Annotated in this window: 14 protein-coding genes; 7 read left to right on the top strand and 7 right to left on the bottom strand. The window is 54.1% G+C overall.

From position 1 onward, the window contains the following. Positions 1 to 10: 10 nt before the first annotated feature. The gene (locus AACX78_RS21020; protein WP_159167322.1) at positions 11 to 1,231 is read right to left on the bottom strand and encodes an aminotransferase class V-fold PLP-dependent enzyme; all 1,221 of its coding nucleotides are present in this window, start codon (positions 1,229 to 1,231) and stop codon (positions 11 to 13) included. 152 nt (positions 1,232 to 1,383) lie between these two features. Between AACX78_RS21020 and rep the strand changes: the two genes are divergently transcribed. Then, positions 1,384 to 3,396 (top strand): DNA helicase Rep, encoded by a 2,013-nt coding sequence (gene rep / locus AACX78_RS21015; RefSeq protein ID WP_159167321.1) that lies wholly within the window; start codon positions 1,384 to 1,386, stop codon positions 3,394 to 3,396. Between the two features lie 10 nt (positions 3,397 to 3,406). Here rep and AACX78_RS21010 read toward each other — a convergent pair whose 3' ends face one another. The 5 genes from AACX78_RS21010 to AACX78_RS20990 form a co-directional block, all read right to left on the bottom strand. Further along, entirely contained in the window at positions 3,407 to 5,692 is a 2,286-nt protein-coding gene (locus AACX78_RS21010; RefSeq protein WP_159167320.1) for a putative bifunctional diguanylate cyclase/phosphodiesterase, read from the bottom strand. Positions 5,693 to 5,776: 84 nt separating this feature from the next. After that, positions 5,777 to 6,232, bottom strand: a complete 456-nt coding sequence (locus tag AACX78_RS21005) for a c-type cytochrome (protein WP_059113834.1) — start codon at positions 6,230 to 6,232, stop codon at positions 5,777 to 5,779. A 197-nt stretch (positions 6,233 to 6,429) separates the two neighbouring features. After that, complete coding sequence (gene tdh / locus AACX78_RS21000; RefSeq protein ID WP_159167319.1) at positions 6,430 to 7,458, bottom strand: L-threonine 3-dehydrogenase; 1,029 nt, start codon at positions 7,456 to 7,458, stop codon at positions 6,430 to 6,432. A 68-nt stretch (positions 7,459 to 7,526) separates the two neighbouring features. Further along, a complete protein-coding gene (locus AACX78_RS20995; RefSeq protein ID WP_159167318.1) occupies positions 7,527 to 8,717 on the bottom strand; it encodes a glycine C-acetyltransferase in 1,191 nt (396 codons plus the stop codon). A gap of 115 nt (positions 8,718 to 8,832) precedes the next feature. Beyond that, entirely contained in the window at positions 8,833 to 9,477 is a 645-nt protein-coding gene (locus tag AACX78_RS20990) for a TetR/AcrR family transcriptional regulator (protein WP_005318149.1), read from the bottom strand. A gap of 146 nt (positions 9,478 to 9,623) precedes the next feature. Between AACX78_RS20990 and rfaD the strand changes: the two genes are divergently transcribed. From rfaD to AACX78_RS20960, 6 genes are all read left to right on the top strand, one after another. After that, positions 9,624 to 10,583 carry an ADP-glyceromanno-heptose 6-epimerase gene (gene rfaD / locus AACX78_RS20985; protein ID WP_096120032.1) on the top strand — a complete coding sequence of 320 codons (960 nt, stop codon included), beginning with the start codon at positions 9,624 to 9,626 and terminating at the stop codon, positions 10,581 to 10,583. Between the two features lie 85 nt (positions 10,584 to 10,668). Then, a complete protein-coding gene (locus AACX78_RS20980) occupies positions 10,669 to 11,790 on the top strand; it encodes a glycosyltransferase (RefSeq protein WP_159167317.1) in 1,122 nt (373 codons plus the stop codon). A gap of 90 nt (positions 11,791 to 11,880) precedes the next feature. Continuing rightward, positions 11,881 to 13,641 carry a polysaccharide deacetylase family protein gene (locus AACX78_RS20975; RefSeq protein ID WP_159167316.1) on the top strand — a complete coding sequence of 587 codons (1,761 nt, stop codon included), beginning with the start codon at positions 11,881 to 11,883 and terminating at the stop codon, positions 13,639 to 13,641. A gap of 6 nt (positions 13,642 to 13,647) precedes the next feature. Next, positions 13,648 to 14,859, top strand: coding sequence for an O-antigen ligase family protein (locus tag AACX78_RS20970; RefSeq protein WP_159167315.1), 1,212 nt, complete (start codon positions 13,648 to 13,650; stop codon positions 14,857 to 14,859). Continuing rightward, positions 14,856 to 15,539, top strand: a complete 684-nt coding sequence (locus AACX78_RS20965) for a glycosyltransferase family 25 protein (protein ID WP_159167314.1) — start codon at positions 14,856 to 14,858, stop codon at positions 15,537 to 15,539. The genes AACX78_RS20970 and AACX78_RS20965 overlap by 4 nt, the downstream gene beginning before the upstream one ends. Continuing rightward, complete coding sequence (locus AACX78_RS20960) at positions 15,536 to 16,588, top strand: glycosyltransferase family 9 protein (protein ID WP_159167313.1); 1,053 nt, start codon at positions 15,536 to 15,538, stop codon at positions 16,586 to 16,588. Before AACX78_RS20965 ends, AACX78_RS20960 begins: the two co-directional genes overlap by 4 nt. Here AACX78_RS20960 and AACX78_RS20955 read toward each other — a convergent pair. Continuing rightward, positions 16,563 to 17,627 (bottom strand): glycosyltransferase family 9 protein, encoded by a 1,065-nt coding sequence (locus AACX78_RS20955; RefSeq protein WP_159167312.1) that lies wholly within the window; start codon positions 17,625 to 17,627, stop codon positions 16,563 to 16,565. The genes AACX78_RS20960 and AACX78_RS20955 overlap by 26 nt on opposite strands. Positions 17,628 to 17,924 lie beyond the last annotated feature (297 nt).

The raw sequence follows: 17,924 nt of genomic DNA, 5'->3' as shown, positions 1-17,924 counted from the left end.
ATTGTCTGCCTTAGAAGAAGTCACTGAGTTTGTGCAGGGCGGCCAGCAGGGCGTCGACATCGTCCCGATTGTTGTAGCAGGCCAGCGAGGCGCGCATCGTGCCGCCGATACCGAGCGATTCCATCAGCGGCATGGCGCAGTGATGGCCGACCCGCAGCGCAATGCCCTGCATGTCGAGCAGGGTGGCGGCATCTTGCGGGTGGATGTCGTCCAGCAGAAAGGAGACCGCGCCGGCGCGCTGACCGGGTTCGCCGACCAGACGCAGCCCTGGCACCTGTTGCAGTCCGGCAACCAGATAGTCGGTCAGCGCCGCTTCATGGCTGGCCAATGAATCCTTGTCCTGCTCCATCACAAAGCCGATGGCAGCGGCCAGGCCGATGGCGCCGGCAATATGAGGAGTACCAGCTTCAAACTTGAAGGGCAGGGTATTGAAGGTGGTGCCGCTGAAGCTGACCCTGTCGATCATCTCGCCGCCGGCCTGCCAGGGGGGCATCCGCTCCAGCAGTGCAGTGTGGCCCCACAGCACTCCGATGCCGGTCGGGCCATAGAGCTTGTGGCCGGAGAAGGCGTAGAAGTCGCAGCCGATAGCCTGCACATCTACCTCGAGATGGGCCACTGCCTGGGCGCCGTCGATGAGGCTCAGGGCCCCGACCGCCTTGGCCGCTGCCACCATCTCTTTGACTGGATTGACGGTGCCAAGGGCATTGGAGACGTGGGCCACGCTCACCAGCCGGGTACGTGGCCCCAGCATGGCCTGATAGGCCGCCAGATCGAGATCGCCCCGCTCATCGAGAGGGATGACCCGGATCACGGCACCGGTACGCTGGGCGACCAGCTGCCAGGGGACGATATTGGCGTGATGCTCCAGGGTGCTGAGCACGATTTCATCCCCCGCCCTCAGCTCGCTCATCCCCCAGCTCTGGGCCACCAGATTGATCGCCTCAGTGGTGCCACGGGTCCATATTACTTCGTGGCTGCGAGGGACATTGATAAAGCGGGCAACCGTCTCGCGGGCATCTTCGAAGGCGCGTGTGGCCCGGCCGCTCAGCGCATGGGCGGCGCGGTGCACGTTGGCGTTGTCGGCCCGATAGTAGTGCGCGATTGCATCCAGCACCACCTGGGGTTTCTGGGTGGTGGCGGCGTTATCCAGATAGATCAGAGGGTGGCCGTTGACCTCTTGCGCCAACGCCGGAAACTGGCTGCGCAGCCGGGCGTGCTGTTGCTGATTCATGCTCCCCTCATCTCGTCTGGAAAAGTCGGTCATGATCCGGAAAATGGCGGGCAAACACAAGATGAAGTGGCGGGATCCCGTGCCCGGTTTCGGCTGCCTGCGGGATCTCTGTTACAATGCCGCCCCTCATCATAAGCCAAGAGATCCGGCCCATGAAGCTCAACCCCAATCAGAACGAAGCGGTCAAGTTTGTCTCCGGCCCTTGCCTGGTGCTGGCGGGTGCCGGATCGGGCAAGACCCGCGTCATCACCAACAAGATTGCCTATCTGGTACAGCAGTGCGGCTACAACGCGCGCAACATCGCCGCCGTTACCTTTACCAACAAGGCCGCGCGGGAGATGAAGGAGCGGGTCGGCCAGACCCTGGGTCGCAAGGAGGCGCGGGGACTCATGGTTTCCACCTTCCATACCCTGGGCCTCGACATCATACGCCGTGAGCATAAGAGCCTGAATCTCAAGGCGAACTTCTCCCTTTTTGACGATACCGACCAGCTGGCGCTGCTGAAAGGGCTGACCGAGGCGGAGCTCGACAACGACAAGGACAAGCTCTCGGCCCTTATCAGCCAGATCTCCAACTGGAAGAACGACCTCATACTGCCGGCGCGTGCCATGCGTATCGCCCAGGGGCCGGAAGAGGTGCTGATGGCCCAGCTCTACGAGCGCTATCACCGCCAGATGGTGGCCTATAACGCGCTCGACTTCGATGACCTTATCGTGATGCCGACCCTGCTGCTCAAGAGCAATGAAGAAGTCCGCACCCGCTGGCAAAACAAGATCCGCTACCTGCTGGTCGATGAGTACCAGGACACCAACACCAGCCAATACGAGCTGGTGAAGCAGATCGTCGGTGAACGGGCCCGCTTTACCGTGGTAGGGGACGATGACCAGTCCATCTACTCCTGGCGCGGTGCCAAGCCGCAGAATCTGGTGCTGCTCAACGAAGACTTTCCGAGTCTCAAGCTCATCAAGCTGGAACAGAACTACCGCTCCAAGGGGCGCATTCTGAAATGCGCCAACATATTGATTGCCAACAACCCTCACGTGTTCGACAAGGCGCTCTTCTCCGAGCTCGATTACGGGGTGCCGGTCAAAGTGTTGTTTGCCAAGAACGAGGAGCACGAGGCGGAGCGGATCGCCGCCGAGCTGATGGGCCACAAGTTCATGAACCGCACCCGGTTCAAGGATTACGCCATCCTCTATCGTGGCAACCATCAGTCCCGCATCTTCGAGAAGGCGCTGATGACCAACCGCATTCCCTACCGTATCTCGGGCGGTACCTCGTTTTTCTCCCGCACCGAGATCAAGGACATCATGGCCTACCTCAAGCTGCTGGTTAACCCGGATGAGGACACCGCCTTCCTGCGGGTGGTCAACCTGCCGCGCCGCGAGATAGGCCCCACAACGCTCGAAAAACTGGGTCAGTATGCCAACCAGCGTGGCAAGAGCCTGTTTGCCGCCAGCTTTGAGCTGGGGCTGGAACAGTCCCTTTCCGGCCGAGGCTTGAGTGCACTACAAGCATTTACCAACTGGCTGGTGCGATTAGGCGAGCAGGCGCAGCGGGGCAACCCGGTTGAGGCGGTGCGGGACATGATCAAGGAGATCCACTACGAGGAGTGGCTCTACGAGACCTCCCCCAGCCCAAAAGCGGCCGAGATGCGGATGCAGAACGTCTCCACCCTCTACCGCTGGATCACCGAAATGCTGGAAGGGGATGAGCTGGAAGAGTCGATGACGCTCGCCCAGGTGGTCACCCGCCTTACCTTGCGCGACATGATGGAGCGCAACGAAGGAGAAGATGACGCCGATCAGGTGCAGCTGATGACACTGCATGCCTCCAAGGGGCTGGAGTTCCCCTACGTCTTCATGGTGGGGATGGAAGAGGGCCTGTTGCCCCATCAGACCAGTATCGATGAAGACAACGTGGAGGAAGAGCGGCGCCTCGCCTACGTGGGCATTACCCGTGCCCAGACCGAGCTCACCTTCACCCTCTGCAAGGAGCGGCGCCAGTATGGAGAGTCGGTAAGGCCCGAGCCGAGCCGCTTCCTGCTGGAGCTGCCCCAGGATGATCTTGAGTGGGAAAATCACAAGAAGGTGACGGCCGAGGAGCGCCAGCAGAAAGGGCAGGTCGGTGTCGCCAACCTGCGAGCGCTGTTCAAGAAGGATTGAGCCGACACAGCTAGCCGCGTTCACCCTTGGTCTGGCTGAGCAGGGGAGTGATATCTGCCCCCGGCATAGGTGGTGAAATGTAGCGTCCTTGTCCCATTAGGCAGCCCATGTCGATCAGCTTCTGCAATTGCTGCTGGTTCTCGATCCCTTCGACTACCAGAGTGAAATCCAGATCCTGGCAGATGTCCCGTATGGCGCGGATCAGCGCCAGATCCTTGGGGGATTGCAGCATGCGATGGGTGAAACTGTCATCCACCTTGATGTAGTCCACCGGGAAGTGGAACAGGGCATTGAGTGAGGAGAAGCCGGTGCCAAAATCATCCAGACTGATCTGAATGCCTTTGGCCCTCAGCTCATGCAAAGAGGTGAGGGCATCGGAATCCTGCCGCGACAGCTCCCGCTCGTTAAATTCGAAAATCAGGTAACCCGGTGCTATCCCCTCGCTCTCAATAATGTCGACCAGTCGCATGATCTGATCGTGGTTGACCAGATGCTTGCCGGAGAGGTTGATCGCAACCTTGAACTTGCTCTGGCTAGATATGGGCAGCCAGTTCTTCAGTTGTTGGCAGGTGTGGCGCAATATCTGGTAATCCAGTTCCTGAATAAGGCCGCACTGCTCCGCCAACGGGATGAAGTCGAAGGCATCCTTGAGTACACCCTCCTCCGTGATCCAGCGAGCCATCACCTCCAGCCCTGTCAGACGGCTGTCCTTGAGCCGGATCACCGGCTGGAAATAAGGCACTATGCGCCCCTCTCGCAGGGCTCTGGCCAGCATCTCTTCCGGTGAGGTCCAGGTCTGGGCCGAGCACTCTTCCGAATAGCTGACAATGCGGCTGCGACCGTTGCGCTTGGCCTGATACATGGCCAGGTCGGCCTGATGCAGAAGCTGACTGATATCTGAAGTCTGCTCCGACACGCTAGCCACCCCCAGGCTGACCGTGATGCTCAGCTCATTGCTCTGCAGCCGGAACGGATAGGAGAGGCGGCTGATGACGCGGTTGAGAACAGGGCTGATATCCTCCTCGTCCTTGCTGTTGTCCAAGTAGATGACAAATTCGTCCCCTCCCAGTCTGGCCACCATGTCGTTTTGTCTGATGCAGGTTTGCAGACGGCGACTCATCTCTTTGAGCAACTGATCGCCAGCGCTATGGCCCAGGGTGTCATTGACCTGCTTGAAGTGATCCACATCGACGAAGATGAGTGCAAACCCCGGCGTCTTGTAGCGGTGGAAGTGGGTCATGGCATGATTGAGGTGATTCATCAGCAGCGCCCGATTCGGCAACTGGGTCAGCGGATCGTGCAGGGCATCGAATTGCAGCCTGCGTTCGAGCTCCTGGTGTTGCTTGAGTTGCTTCTGCAATCTGAGATTGGTTTGCCGCAGCTGTTGCAGGCGCTGGTTGATGGAGTCTTCCGAGTTGATGTCGTGCAGCTGCTGCCGGATCCGCCTTAGCTCCAGCAACAGGGTCAGCTGGCTGCGCAGGAAGTCGAGGAACAACCGGTTATCTGTCTCCAGCGGCTGCTGAGTACTGATAAGGAAGTGGGCGAAGTATTGCTGCTGCAGGCGCAAGGGCTGGCTGTACCAGTGCAACTGCTCTTTGTGCTGTTCCATGTTGTTGGTGCTGTGGCACAGGCTGGTTATGAACTCATTGCTGTGCGGTGGCTGCTCGGGATATATTTTTTCCAGCCGATGGCTGTCGATTCGGACCAGCAACATGTCCTGAATGGCCAGTATCTGGCGTAGCACAGCTTCCAGCTGGGAGAACAGTGCCTGGCTGGGCAGGGTATTGGCCAGGCGGATAATGCGATTGATGCTCTCAATCTTTTTTTGCCAGTCCGGATCCTTGCGGATAAGGGGGGAGGCCAGTTCCGATAGCTGGGAGCCTGCCTGGGTTTCATTCAGCCGCTTGGCGAGACATTCCAGCAACAGGCGCAGTGTGGGCAGATCCTTGGGCTGGCAGCAGGCCAGTAACCACTGTATCTGACCGTGCTCGACCGGCAGTATGCACCAGCCTTTCGCCTCATCGAGCTGGTCAAGCTGATCGGAGATCCGCGACTCCTCCAGCCCCAGCTGCAGTTTGAAACGGTCAGAAATCTGATGCTCGCAGACCCAGTGCAGCCCCGCTTCCGATAAGCCCAATATGCCAAAATGTTGCAGAGGACAGAGCTGGTTCAGCTGCTGGATCAGGGTGTCATACTCTTTAGGGGTGGCCTCGGAGGGTGCTGGGAAGTCCATAATAGAGGAGACCAACGCCAACAAGGGAGTCGAGTAATGCGGTGCTGTGGGTTGGGCTGACATAGAAACTCCCGGTTTGCCTACCTTACAAAGAGTAGTCGGAAGTAAACAGATTGAAAGGGCCGCAATTGCGGCCCTTTCAATCACTTAGAGGTTGTCGGTCATGTAGTGAATGGCGTTTTCGATCTCTTCATCGCTACAGGTGACGCAAGTCCCTCGTGCTGGCATCACACCGCTCTTGCCGGTGAAGCCTTCAATTGCATGTTTTTTCAAAATATCAAAGCCTTGGGCTATACGTGGTTCCCACAAGGCTTTGTCACCATGCTTGGGCGCCCCCGCAATCCCCATGTCATGACAGGCAAAGCACGCCCCTTTGTACACGGCCTCGCCATCACGTGGGCCGGATGGTGCTGCCGCCACAGGAGCTGCGCCTGCAGTCGCAATCCCTTCCAGTTCCTTGGCGGTATAGACCTGACCGACGGGCTTGATCCGCTCGGCAATCGCGTCCGGTGACATCTCATCGGCAGCAAGTACAACGCCGGACAAACTGGCAGCCGTCATTCCGACAGCCAGCAAATAGCTCAGTTTTTTCAACACGCTCATGTACTCCCAGCAGGCTTTTATTATCCCTAGAAAACGGCTGGATTATAACCGAATAGTTACAGCCATTTAAACGCTTGTGTGTGAAGTGTTAAGCACTCTGCGTGCAAAGTTTCTTCGTCAGATCACAAACTGGTGAGGATGCATGATAAAAAACCCCGGTATTCACCGGGTTTCATGAAAGAGGGCGACCCAAGGGCTTATTTGTCCCAGCTGAGGATCACCTTGCCGGACTTGCCGGACCCCATGGCTTCGAAGCCTTGCTGGAAGTCATCGATATGGAAATGATGGGTGATGATGGGAGTGAGATCCAGGCCTGACTGGATCAGGCTGGCCATCTTGTACCAGGTCTCGAACATCTCGCGGCCGTAGATCCCTTTGATAAACAGTCCCTTGAAGATCACCTTGTTCCAGTCTATGGCCATGGTGGAGGGGGGGATACCGAGCATGGCAATTTTGCCGCCGTGGTTCATCTTGTCGATCATGTCCTGGAAGGCCGAGGGCACACCGGACATCTCCAGCCCCACGTCGAAGCCCTCAGTCATGCCGAGTTCGCTCATCACGTCAGCAAGTTTCTCTTTACTGACGTTGACGGCGCGGGTGGCGCCCATCTTGCGAGCCAGCTCCAGCCGATATTCGTTGACGTCCGTGATCACCACATGACGGGCTCCCACGTGGCGACAGACGGCTGCAGCCATGATGCCGATGGGGCCTGCACCTGTGATGAGCACGTCTTCGCCCACCAGGTCGAAGGAGAGCGCAGTGTGCACTGCGTTGCCGAACGGGTCGAAAATGGCGGCCAGTTCATCGGGGATGTTGTCAGGCAGCTTGAAAGCGTTGAAGGCCGGGATCACCAGATATTCGGCGAAGGAACCCGGGCGGTTGACGCCGACCCCTATGGTGTTGCGGCACAGGTGGGTGCGGCCGGCCCGGCAGTTGCGGCAGTGGCCACAGGTAATGTGGCCCTCGCCGGAGACCCGATCCCCCACGGCGAAGCCACGCACTTCCTGGCCGACGGCGACCACTTCGCCAACGTATTCATGACCGACCACCATGGGCACGGGGATGGTCTTTTGGGCCCATTCGTCCCAGTTGTAGATGTGCATGTCGGTGCCACAGATGGCGGTCTTGCGGATCTTGATCAGCAGATCGTTGTGGCCGAGCTCAGGTACCGGGACATCCGTCATCCAGATGCCGACTTCGGCTTTGAGTTTGGAGAGTGCTTTCATGGTTGTTCCTTCATGCCAGTCAGTCACGATGAATGCAGAAAAAAGGGGCTGCAGCCCCTTGGTTCAAATCAGATGACACCGAGTTCGCGGCCGATGCCGATGAAGGCATCGATCGCCTTGTCCAGCTGCTCACGGGTATGAGCGGCGGACATCTGGGTGCGAATACGGGCCTGGCCCTTGGGGACGACAGGGAAGGAGAAGCCCACCACGTAGATGCCGGCGGCCAGCATGCGGCTCGCCATCTCGGAGGCCAGCTTGGCATCCCCCAGCATCACAGGGATGATGGCGTGATCGGCACCTGCCAGGGTGAAGCCGGCAACGCTCATCCGTTCGCGGAAATACTGGCTGTTCTCTTTCAGGCGTGCGCGCAGCTCGTGACCTTCGGCCAGCATGTCGATCACCTTGATGGTGGCCGAGACGATGGAGGGGGCCAGCGAGTTGGAGAAAAGGTAGGGACGGGAGCGTTGACGCAGCCAGTCGATAACCTCTTTCTTGCCTGAGGTATAGCCACCGGAGGCGCCTCCCAGAGCCTTGCCCAGAGTGCCGGTAATGATGTCGACTCTGTCCAGCACACCGCAGTATTCGTGGGTGCCGCGACCGTTGTCGCCAATGAATCCGACTGCGTGGGAATCATCCACCATCACCATGGCATCGTACTTGTCGGCCAGATCGCAGATGGATTTCAGATCGGCGATGACTCCATCCATGGAGAAGACGCCGTCGGTGGCGATCAACTTGAAACGGGCACCATCGGTGTTGGCCTGTTTGAGCTGGGCTTCCAGCTCGGCCATGTCGTTGTTGGCATAGCGATAGCGCCTGGCCTTGCACAGCCGCACACCATCAATGATGGAGGCGTGGTTGAGGGCATCGGAAATAATGGCGTCTTCGGCACCGAACAGGGTTTCGAACAGGCCGCCGTTGGCATCGAAGCAGGAGGAGTAGAGGATGGTATCCTCGGTGCCGAGGAAGGCAGAGAGCTTCTGTTCCAGCACCTTGTGGTTGTCCTGGGTACCGCAGATGAAGCGAACCGAGGCCATGCCGAAGCCGTGGCTATCGAGCCCCTGATGGGCTGCTTCGATAAGGTCCTTGTGGTTGGCCAGTCCCAGATAGTTGTTGGCACAGAAGTTCAGTACCTGCTCACCGCCCACCGCAATCTGGGCCTGTTGGGCCGAGGTGATGATGCGCTCCTGCTTGTACAATCCTTCAGCCTGTACTTGGCCAAGTTGCTCGGTCAGGTGACGATAGAATCCGTTAGACATCCTCGATCCTTATTGGCTATTGCAGCTGTTTATCAACAATGGGCAGTATTTTACTGCAATCTGTTGCGGTGAATTCAAATGATTGTGCTGACATTCAACAATTGTGAAACAGATCTCACCCTGCTGGTTGGGCCAGTTGACTGTAATGCTGCTCCAGCTGACGGATCTGCCCGGCCACCTGGGGCTGGATATAGGGACGCAGCAGGAACAGCACCCGCAATACCCCCTGGTAGAGCAGTGGCTTGGTGATGCGGGTATGGGGGGCCTGGGCAATCTGGAACGGGATCCAGCAGGTCACCACCATCTTGATGGTCTGGCCAAGGTCGGGCAGGTCCTCGTCGTTGACATCTATGATACCCCCTTCGCGCAGGCTCCTGAGCAGGGCGACCACGGAGGAGCGCAACTGCTCCTGGGCCTTGAGATACTTCTGCTGCAATGGCTCATCGCGACTGAGGATGTCCGGTAAATTTGCGTAGAAAAAACGGAACTGCCACATCAGATAAAAGATGGCATCCAGGTAGCCCATCAGGTTTTCCAGCTTGATCTCGTTGCTGCGCGCCGGGGTAAAGCTCTCGCTCAGGTGACGGGCATATTGATCAAAAATCGAGTGGATGATGTCTTCTTTATTCCTGAAATGGTAATAAAGGTTGCCTGGGCTGATGCCCAGATGGGCGGCAATGTGGTTGGTGGTGATGTTGCGTTCACCCTGATCGTTGAACAGCTCGGTGGCGCTGTGAATGATCCTGTCTCTGGTTTTCATCACTGTTCCCTCTGGCGGGCCCCTTGCATCAAGGTCGAATCCCCTTGCGGCCCGTGATAAACTTTTCGGCAATTTCAAATTGGCTCACTATACACAGCTTTAACAAGCAGTCACATGTGACCATCAACGTACGCGAGGCAAACTCCATGATCGTAGTAACTGGCGGTGCTGGCTTTATCGGCAGCAATCTGGTCAAGCAGCTGAACGCTCAAGGACGGACCGATATCGTGGTCATCGATGACCTGACCGACGGCACCAAGTTCGTCAACCTGGTCGATCTGACCATTGCCGATTACATGGATAAGGACGAGTTCCAGGCGCGGATCGTCTCTGGTGACGAGTTTGAAGAGTGGGATGACGGCATCGAGGTGATCTTCCACGAAGGTGCCTGCTCCGCGACCACTGAGTGGAACGGCAAGTTCATCATGGAGGTCAACTACGAGTACTCCAAGGATCTGTTCCACTACTGCATCGAGCGGGAAATTCCGTTCATCTATGCCTCCTCCGCCGCGACCTACGGTGGCCGCAACGACAACTTCATCGAAGATCCCAAGTTCGAGCAGCCGCTCAACGTCTATGGCTACTCCAAGCAGCTGTTCGACCAGTACGTGCGCCGCTGGCTGCCGGAGATCAACTCCCAGGTCGTGGGTCTGAAGTATTTCAACGTCTACGGTCCGCGCGAGCAGCACAAGGGTTCCATGGCCTCTGTGGCTTTCCACCTCAATACCCAAGTGAAGCAGGGTGACAATCCCAAGCTGTTTGAGGGCTGTGACGGTTTCCCGGATGGTGGCCAGATGCGTGATTTCATCTATGTGGACGATGTCTGCAAGGTTAACCTCTGGTTCTGGCAGAACCCGCAGCACTCCGGCATCTTCAACTGCGGCACCGGCCGTGCCGAGCCTTTCCAGAACGTGGCCGAGGCAGTGATCAAGCATCACCAGCAGGGCGCCATTGAGTACATCCCTTTCCCGGATCACCTCAAGGGTCGCTATCAGAGCTTCACCCAGGCAGACCTGACCAGGCTGCGCGGTGTCGGTTATGACGGCGAGTTCAAGACAGTGGCCGAAGGCGTGGCCGATTACATGGCCTGGTTGAACCGGGCGTAAATCAGCCTTATGGAGTCCGGGCCGTCTCCTAAAGAGATGGCCCGTATTTTTAGTATTAAAACCTCCAACTGAAGTGACTTTAAGTATGAAAAAGAAAGTGCTATTCCTGATGGAGACATTGGGGGGAGGAGGGGCTGAAAAGGTATTGGTTAATATTGTCAATAGTCTTGATGATATCAAGTATGACGTCACGTTGTTGTTATTGAAACGTGAGGGAATGTATTTATCAAAAATACCACCTCATGTAAAAATAAAATACCTGCTAGATGCAGAGCCTACGGGGCTAGTCCGTAGAGGAATGATGTATTCGCTAAAGAAAAGATGGCTTAATGCAGTTCTATCAAAGCCATGGCTAGCCAATATGTCGTTCCCAGAGGAGTATGATGTCGGGGTTTCTTTTCTGGAGGGTGACAGTAGTTTGCTATTATCTCACCTGGATGGTCCCAAGAAAAAAATAGCATGGGTACATATAGACTTGGAGAAACATCATACCCTGCCAAGAAAGATAGAGAAGGTCGTATATGAGAGCATGGATCAAATAATCTGTGTTTCGGAAGGTTCCAAGCAATCAGTTTTGAGCCTTTACCCTGCTCTGAATGATATTACCTCAGTCATTTACAACCCGATAGATATAAAAAAAATCATTGACGGTGGCAAACAAAAAATCAGAGTAGGTACTGGTCTCAATGTATTGGCTGTTGGTCGCTTGCTCAATGATCAAAAGGCATTTGATGTTCTATTGGATGCTCACAGAATAAACATCTCTGCGGGATTGAATTATCACTTGACGATTCTTGGTGAGGGATCGGACAGGTCGACCCTGGAAGCCTATATCACAGAGCATCAACTGGGTGATAATACTAGTCTGCTTGGTTTCAAAGATAATCCTTATCCCTACATTGCAGGTTGTGACATATTTGTCATTTCTTCTCATTATGAAGGGTATCCAGTTGTACTGGTTGAGGCGATGACGCTCGGCAAACCCATTGTGTCAACCGATTGTACCGGACCCAAAGAGGCATTAAGTAATGGGGCGTTTGGTCATTTGGTACCCATTGCGAATGCACAAGCGTTAGCTGATGGTTTGAAAATGCTATTGGAGAATGATTCCATTCGTGAACGCTATGCTGAGTTATCGAAGCAGCGATCTGAATTTTTCAGCTTCGAACGCAGCATGCGAGATATTGAGACACTATTAAATACCTAGTCATTGCCTCATCGGCATGATGAAATTCGTCTACCGCTCTCTCATGAGAGGGTAGAGAGATGTATAGAATACGTTGTGGGTGGGAAAAATATGAACATATTGATGGCACTCTCCCAGCTCGAAGTGACGGGAGCTGAGGTCTATGCCACCACGGTCGGTAACGAACTGACCCGGCGTGGCCACAACGTTTTTTACGTTTCAGATACGCTGACCAAGCCTACCCTGGGGCCGGTGTTCAAGCTGAGGTTCAACAAGCGCAGCATACTGCGCCGTTTCTGGCATGTGTTTTACCTCATCTACCTCATCAAGAAGCACCATATTCAGTTGGTACATGCCCACTCCCGAGCCTCCGGCTGGAGCAGCTATGTGGCCTGCAAACTGACCGGTACTCCTATGATCACCACGGTACATGGACGTCAGCCGGTACACGCCTCCCGCAAGGCGTTCCATGCCCTTGGCTATCGGGCCGTTGCCGTTTGTGAGGATATTGCCCATCAGATTGTCGACAATCTGGGGGTGGATCCGGCCATAGTGCAGGTACTGCGCAACGGTATCGAGACCGACAAGTTTCAGCCCGTGTTGGCGCCGGATAACCCCAAGCCGGTGATCGCCATCATAGGTCGTCTGAGTGGCCCCAAGGGCGAGCTCTGTTATCGCCTGCTGGATGAGGTGCTTGATCTGGACACTTGTCAGGTTCGTGTGGTGAGCGGCAGTCAGGTGCCCGAGCGTTTCTGTCGCTTCCAGAACCAGGTCGATTTTGTCGGTTATGTGGATGATGTCCCTGCCTTGCTGGCGGGCTGCGATCTGGTGATCGGGGCCGGTAGGGTCGCAATGGAGGCACTGCTGTGCGGCCGTCCTGCGTTTGCCATCGGCGAGGCCAAGGCTATTGGACTGGTGACTGAACAGAATCTGGCGGAGGCGCTGGCCAGCAACTTTGGCGATATAGGACCGCAGGATCTGGCGATCGACTTCGCTGCCTTGAAGGCGCAAATTCTGCCTGCGTTGGCCAGCAGGACTGTGCCGGACGTTATTTGCCAGCGCATTCAGGCTGAGTATGGCTTGCAAGGGGTAGTATCCGTGCTGGAGTCTGTCTATCAGGATGCAGTGGTGGAAACCCTGCGCCGGGAGATGCCTGTCGTCATGTATCACCGCTTTATCGAGCACGACAGCGAGAAGGGGGTGCATGGTACCTGGATGCCGATTGCCATGTTTGAGAAGCATCTGCGCTTGCTGAAATGGTTGGGCTACGAGACGCTGACCTTCCGCGATCTGGCTGACAGGGGCTTCATTCATCGCCTGGAATATGGCAAGAAGTACCTGATGATCACCGCCGATGACGGCTACCAGGACAACCTGACCCGCATGCTGCCATTGCTTGAAAAATACGGGTACAAAGCCGTGGTATATGTGGTGACGGGAGAGGAGCATAATCGCTGGGACGTGGAACACCCCACCAACCCGGATACCCAGATTTCCCTGATGAATGGGGAGCAGATAAAAGCACTGGTGGCCTCCGGCCATGTGGAGATTGGGGGCCATACCCTGACCCATCCACGGCTGAGCAAGCTCCCCCCAGAGCAACAAGCCCATGAAATAAGAGAAAATAAACGACAGTTGGAAGCATTGCTTGGCTATTCGCTGCTGTCGTTTGCTTACCCTTATGGGGACATGGATGATAGCGCCAAGGAGCAGGCACAGGCCGCTGGTTACCGCTTTGCCGTAGCCACCAACAGTGGTCCCCGAGCCATGCATCAGGATCCCTATCGGATCCGTCGCATCGCCATTTTCCCTCGTACCGATGTTTTTGGCCTGTGGCGGAAGATTCGGGGTAACTACGTATTCAGGAAATAATAATTGATGTCCATTAGAAGCCTTGAACTGCTCGACAAAGCTACGACAGCCTTGTTTGCGCTGGTGATTATGTTTTCATTTTGCGGCCTTTTTTTGGTGCCAGCCGGCCAGACAATTCTTGCCAATCTACTCGTCGTGGCATCCGTATTTGGTCTGCTAAATTACTTTTTTGGTAAAAAGCGAAACGTCGGGCTTGAGGACCGGCGTATTCTCTGGGTATTGGCAGCCTATGCAGCCATGATTTTTGTAAACCGGCTGATCCATGGTGATCAATATGGTGTGATGCGTGGTTTATTCTATGTTGTCGTGTTTGCGTTGCTGATACCACGCAAGCCAGCTCTGTTGACACTGGGCTATGCTGCGATTGTCACTGGGGGTATTGGCTTGGGTATTATGAGCCTCTGGCAATATCAGAGTGGTATTGTCAGAGTTGAAGGATTTACCAATGCCATTCTCTTTTCGCAGGCTGCATTGACACTGGCGATATTGAACTGGTTTGTGTTCCAGCAGAGACAACTGTTGAGCTGGATAAGGTATGGCGCCTTGGTCGCTTTGGTGGCGGCCCTGTTTGCTCTCTACCTGTCCCAGAGTCGTGGTGTCTGGCTGGCTCTCGGTGGTGTTGTCGTGTATATCATCTGCTATAAGGGGTGTTTCAAGCCTTGGAAATACGCTGCGATTGCCGTGTTATGCACGGTTGCTCTGGGAGCAACGTATCATAGCAATCAGTTGATCCAGAAACGGGTAGCGGCTGCGGTGTCCGACATGCAGAAAATGGATAAAGGGTCGTATGATTCTTCATGGGGGCTTAGGGTCGTGGCATGGCAGAGTGCTTGGTTGGGGTTTGTTGATGCTCCCGTCTTTGGAGTGGGAACCCGCGGTTTTGATAGCTTGAAACAGGAACAGGCTGCAAAAAAACTAGTTTCTCCCCTTATTCTTCACCCTGCTCTGGCTCATGCTCATAACCAGTATATGCAGAATATGGTTATTCGCGGTAGCGTTGGTTTTTTTGCTCTAGCAGTCTTTTTATTTTATCCAATAGGATTAGCCATAAAGAATATGGGGTGGATGTCAGCGGGTGTTTTTATCCCGTTAACATTTGCTATCAATGGACTGAGTGACGTTCCATTTGAACATCAAAATGTATTATATTTATATGTCTTGAGTATGATATTTGTTTGGTATTCATCTGAAATAGAAGTAAATGAGAGCGCATTATGATTCCGATATTTGTCATTAGTCTTTCTCGAAGTCAAGATCGGCGAGCAATGCTTATTAAACAGATGAAGCATCTTGGCCTTGAATTTACATTTTTCGATGCAGTCGATGGTAAATCTTTGAGTGATGCTGAGTTGCAGCATGTTGACTTTCCCCTTGCCCGTGAGACGTGTGGTCACGATCTCAGCATGGGTGAAGTAGGCTGCGCCATGAGTCATATCAGGTTGTATGAGATGATGGTGGAAAAAAACATAGAGCGTTGTGTGGTGCTGGAGGATGATATATATCTCCATATGCACTTCAACGCGATTATGGAGAGCGCCATTGCAAAGAGTCATTCTGAGATTATTTTCCTGTATCATGGCAAAGCCAAATGTTGGCCATGGATGAAGCCTTTGCCCGAGGGATATCGTCTTGCAAGATATCGCACCCCAAGTCGTAGCTCTAAACGTGGAATAATCTCTACTGCTGGTTATATATTGACATTGTCTGGTGCTAAAAAATTATTAAGCAAGGCATATCCAATCAGAATGCCATCTGATTATCTGACCGGGCGGTTGCAATTGAATGGACTGACTGCATCTGGAGTTGAGCCGAGCTGCATGGATGTAGGGTTGTTTGAGACGACGATCGATGATCGCAACTATGGTCCTCATCTGGCTAACCGAGAGGTCGAATCGTGATTGGATATCTGCAGCTATTACGCGACCGGATTCGTCGGGCCTTGGGAATTCTTTTTTTTGACAAGAAGACTCCTCTTGGCTTGCAAGGAGACATAAGTCATATTTTAGTGATTCGTTGGGATGCCAAGATAGGCGATTCATTTGCCTCATCATTTTTCTTCCGAGAGCTGAAAAAGCTGCCTAATAAATTCATTACTGTTATTACCTCCCCTGCCTTGGCACCTTTGTATCGAGAGGAGTTTGGTGTTGACCATGTGATAGAAGTAACTAAAAGGCCAAGTTACAAAACTCTTTGCGATATAGCCTTGTCAATTCCTCATGTGGATCTGGCAATACATCTCACCGAAGGGATGAAGATGAAAGACTTATACTTTTTGTATAAGTTATCGCCAACCAATATCGCATCGCTGGATGATAATGTCGCACGGGTAAATATAAAGCTCTCTGATACTACCAAGGGCATGCTATTTCAAGAGAAGTATACATATATATTGAACATGTTAGGGTTAATGGATGTAGATACTACATATATCATCCCCGATGTTGCTAGAGACAAGGTTATATCTGGCTGCGGCAATAGTATTGTTATCAATCCTTTTGGTAGCACGCGTTACAAGTCCATGTCACAAGGAAAGGTAACGGAATTGCTGACTGTTTTGGGTCAGTGTTTCCCCACTCGTCATTTTGCTCTACTTTCCTCACCTGCCACTCGTGAGGATGCACAGAAAATGATAAATGGTTGTGGTGCAAACAATGTGGTGCTACTGGAAGGGGTGAATACAATTGAGGATGCAATTTATTGCATTCGGGAAGCCAGCGTGGTCATTTCGGTCGATACTGCCATCGTTCATATCGCAGCTGGACTCAAAAAACCACTGATCGCTATTTACCCACTACATGGGAATGAGTTCAATCAATGGCTACCAAGTCCCTCACCCTTAACCAAGGTGATATTTAGCCACTCTCCAGGCATCAATGCGGATATGAACAATGTAGAAAGTCATGCAATATCTGACGCGCTTTCTATGTTGCTTTCAGTTGAGCAATAAGTGTACTCAGTCTTTCCGTCACCATCTCGGGAGTAATGAGGCGATAGAGTTGTTCATTCGTGCCATTTTTATTCAGTGCTGATAGCTGGTCAGTTTCTGCCCCCTTGGCATCGAAGATATCGATGGCTTGATAACGGGGGTGGTTGACCGGGTTGGCGATGATCTTGTCGCCGCCCGGGGCGACTATGGTCAGCAGGGGCAGGTCGATGGCCTGGGCCATGTGGCGCGGGCCTGTATCGTTGCCGACAAACAGCTGACAATGGGCGAACAGACCCACCAGTTCCCGCACCGAGCGGGTCTTGATGTGGTCAAACACGCTGGCCTGCAGCTCGGTTGACAGCAGCGGTTTGAGGCTGCGGTTGTACTCTTCTTCTCCCGGCCCGCAGTAGATCAGGATCTGGGCGTTGTGCTGTTCGATGAGCCATTGGGCAACCTGGGCGAAGCAGTCGATGGGCCAGCGCTTGTAGTGCCCCAGCGAGTTGACCCCCATGGCGATCAAGAGTCGCGCGGGATCGACGCCGGCCGCCTGCAAGGTTTCACGTCCCTGCTGTTTTTCTTCCTCACTCAGCCAGAGATGGTAATTGCGATCTTCTCTGGCAAGGTTGAGGGGTTTTAGCAGCGAGAACCTGTCGTCAACTAGGGTGCTGTTGCCCTGGAATTCTGTGTCTTTGCGAAAGCGCACCATGCGGTTGTGGCCGAGTCGCCAGGGGAAGGAGTCAAATCCTATCCGCAATCTGGCACCGGAGAAGAGGCAAGTCAGCAGGCCGATCATCTGGCCCTGGCTGTTGACCACCACGTCATAGTTTTCGCGGCGGATATCCAGCAGCAGGTCCTTCATGTAACGCCAGTCGTTGCGTCTGGCTTTCTCGATGACGATGAGTCGAGCGATATTGGGATTGCCCTGCGCCATACCCGCGCAATAATCCATGACCAGATAGTGAACTTCCCCGGTTGGATCGTTCTGCTTGAGGTTGTTGCACAGCGCGGTGGAGATCAGCACATCCCCTATCTGTTTGGTTTGAACTACAAGGTATTTCATAAGGCAGGCCTCAATAGAGGTCGTTGTTGATCATCAGCGTGCCAGCATACCGCACAAGCGAGTCAGATGCTGTCGGCGCTGAGTGAAAATCTGATCTGGCTCAAGCCAATGGTGGTGTGGTGCGAACACAAAGTAGAAGCCCGTCGCTGACGGGCTTCTTGCATCCATCACTCTATACTCTGGATCTGATTGTATGACTAACTGTAAATGGCTATAAAAATCATAGGTATGATGTGATTTTTCTTATTTTTTTAGAAAAAACTACCCAAAGTACTACCCAGACAATGGTCATAGCCC

The sequence above is a fragment of the Aeromonas sp. 9A genome (genome assembly GCF_963900955.1).
Lineage (GTDB): Bacteria > Pseudomonadota > Gammaproteobacteria > Enterobacterales > Aeromonadaceae > Aeromonas > Aeromonas salmonicida.
The sequence above is the reverse complement of the archived record's forward strand: the minus strand, read 5'-3'. Positions and strand labels throughout refer to the sequence as shown.

What these genes read in the sequence shown, in the direction of transcription:
- AACX78_RS21020 (WP_159167322.1), bottom strand. Translation starts at nt 1,231, where the DNA reads ATGAATCAGCAACAGCACGCCCGGCTGCGCAGCCAGTTTCCGGCGTTG.
- rep (WP_159167321.1), top strand. Translation starts at nt 1,384, where the DNA reads ATGAAGCTCAACCCCAATCAGAACGAAGCGGTCAAGTTTGTCTCCGGC.
- AACX78_RS21010 (WP_159167320.1), bottom strand. Translation starts at nt 5,692, where the DNA reads ATGTCAGCCCAACCCACAGCACCGCATTACTCGACTCCCTTGTTGGCG.
- AACX78_RS21005 (WP_059113834.1), bottom strand. Translation starts at nt 6,232, where the DNA reads ATGAGCGTGTTGAAAAAACTGAGCTATTTGCTGGCTGTCGGAATGACG.
- tdh (WP_159167319.1), bottom strand. Translation starts at nt 7,458, where the DNA reads ATGAAAGCACTCTCCAAACTCAAAGCCGAAGTCGGCATCTGGATGACG.
- AACX78_RS20995 (WP_159167318.1), bottom strand. Translation starts at nt 8,717, where the DNA reads ATGTCTAACGGATTCTATCGTCACCTGACCGAGCAACTTGGCCAAGTA.
- AACX78_RS20990 (WP_005318149.1), bottom strand. Translation starts at nt 9,477, where the DNA reads ATGAAAACCAGAGACAGGATCATTCACAGCGCCACCGAGCTGTTCAAC.
- rfaD (WP_096120032.1), top strand. Translation starts at nt 9,624, where the DNA reads ATGATCGTAGTAACTGGCGGTGCTGGCTTTATCGGCAGCAATCTGGTC.
- AACX78_RS20980 (WP_159167317.1), top strand. Translation starts at nt 10,669, where the DNA reads ATGAAAAAGAAAGTGCTATTCCTGATGGAGACATTGGGGGGAGGAGGG.
- AACX78_RS20975 (WP_159167316.1), top strand. Translation starts at nt 11,881, where the DNA reads ATGAACATATTGATGGCACTCTCCCAGCTCGAAGTGACGGGAGCTGAG.
- AACX78_RS20970 (WP_159167315.1), top strand. Translation starts at nt 13,648, where the DNA reads ATGTCCATTAGAAGCCTTGAACTGCTCGACAAAGCTACGACAGCCTTG.
- AACX78_RS20965 (WP_159167314.1), top strand. Translation starts at nt 14,856, where the DNA reads ATGATTCCGATATTTGTCATTAGTCTTTCTCGAAGTCAAGATCGGCGA.
- AACX78_RS20955 (WP_159167312.1), bottom strand. Translation starts at nt 17,627, where the DNA reads ATGAAATACCTTGTAGTTCAAACCAAACAGATAGGGGATGTGCTGATC.